Origin of the sequence: Nocardia sp. NPDC058058, assembly GCF_042885355.1 — a bacterium.
Taxonomy (GTDB): Bacteria; Actinomycetota; Actinomycetes; order Mycobacteriales; family Mycobacteriaceae; genus Nocardia.
Map to the genome: position 1 here is coordinate 1 of NZ_JBHVSA010000029.1, position 1,315 is coordinate 1,315.

At 70.0% G+C, this 1,315-nt stretch carries 2 protein-coding genes; one reads left to right on the top strand and one right to left on the bottom strand.

Features of this window, described 5'->3' with window-relative positions:
- On the top strand, nucleotides 1-673 hold a 673-nt coding region (locus tag ACFVUS_RS43925), incomplete at its 5' end, for a Yip1 family protein (RefSeq protein ID WP_387781507.1).
- A 102-nt stretch (nucleotides 674-775) separates the two neighbouring features.
- Here the strand turns inward: ACFVUS_RS43925 and ACFVUS_RS43930 are convergent.
- Nucleotides 776-1,276 carry a phosphoribosyltransferase gene (locus ACFVUS_RS43930; RefSeq protein ID WP_008741418.1) on the bottom strand — a complete coding sequence of 167 codons (501 nt, stop codon included), beginning with the start codon at nucleotides 1,274-1,276 and terminating at the stop codon, nucleotides 776-778.
- Between the last annotated feature and the right edge of the window lie 39 nt (nucleotides 1,277-1,315).

Consider the following 1,315-nt stretch of genomic DNA (forward strand, 5'->3'; position numbering starts at 1 on the left):
GGGCGGCGGCCAAGGCGGCTCGTACGCGGACAACCCGGGCTACACCCAGGCCTTCGCCATCGGCGAGGACCCGTACGGCCAGGCCGCGACGTACCACGCGGGCGCCGGCGCGGCCCCGGCCGGCCCGACCGGACCGCGGCTGCCCTGGAAGGAGCTCCTGCGCGGCATCGTGATGCGGCCGGGGCCGACGTTCTTCCAGATGCGCGACTACGCGGTCTGGGGCCCGGCGCTGACCGTGACGTTCCTCTACGGCCTGCTCGCGGTCTTCGGCCTCGACGACGCCCGCGACGACGCGATCAACGCGACGCTCGCCAACGCCGTCCCGATCGTCCTCTCCACCGGCGTGGCCTTCGTCATCTGCGGACTGCTCCTCGGCGCGGTCACGCACACCCTGGCCCGCCAGCTGGGCGGCGACGGCGCCTGGCAGCCGACCGTGGGCCTGTCCATGCTGGTCATGTCCATCACGGACGCCCCGCGCCTGCTCTTCGCCGTGTTCCTCGGCGGCGACAACATGGTCGTCCAGGTGCTCGGCTGGCTGACGTGGCTGGCCGCCGGCGCCCTGTTCACCTCGCTGGTCAGCAAGTCGCACGACCTGCCGTGGCCGAAGGCGCTGGGCGCCTCCGCCATCCAGCTGATCGCCCTGCTGTCGATCATCAAGCTGGGCACGATCTAGCCGCACGCACCCGTACGCACCCGCACGCACGAGAAGGGGCCCGCTCCGCACACCAGGCGGACCGGGCCCCTCCTCACGCAACAGGATCGGGGTCAGACGGGGTCAGGCGTCGAGAACCTGCCCCTCCCTCCGCACCACCGGCGGCTCGACCGACCAGGGGAAGTTGATCCACTCGTCGGTCTTCTTCCACACGTACTCGCACTGCACGAGCGAGTGCGACTTCTCGTAGATGACCGCGGACCGCACCTCGGCAACGTGACCGAGGCAGAAGTCGTGCACCAGCTTGAGCGTCTTGCCGGTGTCGGCGACGTCGTCGGCGATCAGGACCTTCTTGTCGGTGAAGTCGATCGCCTCGGGGACCGGCGCGAGCATGACCGGCATCTCCAGGGTGGTGCCCACGCCGGTGTAGAACTCCACGTTCACGAGGTGGATGTTCTTGCAGTCCAGCGCGTACGCCAGACCGCCGGCCACGAACACGCCGCCGCGGGCGATGCTCAGGATGATGTCGGGCTCGTAGCCGTCGTCGGCGATGGTCTGCGCCAGCTCGCGGACGGCGCGCCCGAAGCCCTCGTAGGTCAGGTTCTCGCGTACTGCGTCGCTCATGCCTCGTGCCTCACCTGGGTGCGGTGGAAGTTCTGGAAG

Coding starts and splice junctions, on each gene's coding strand:
- ACFVUS_RS43930 (WP_008741418.1), bottom strand. CDS start 1,276: ATGAGCGACGCAGTACGCGAGAACCTGACCTACGAGGGCTTCGGGCGC.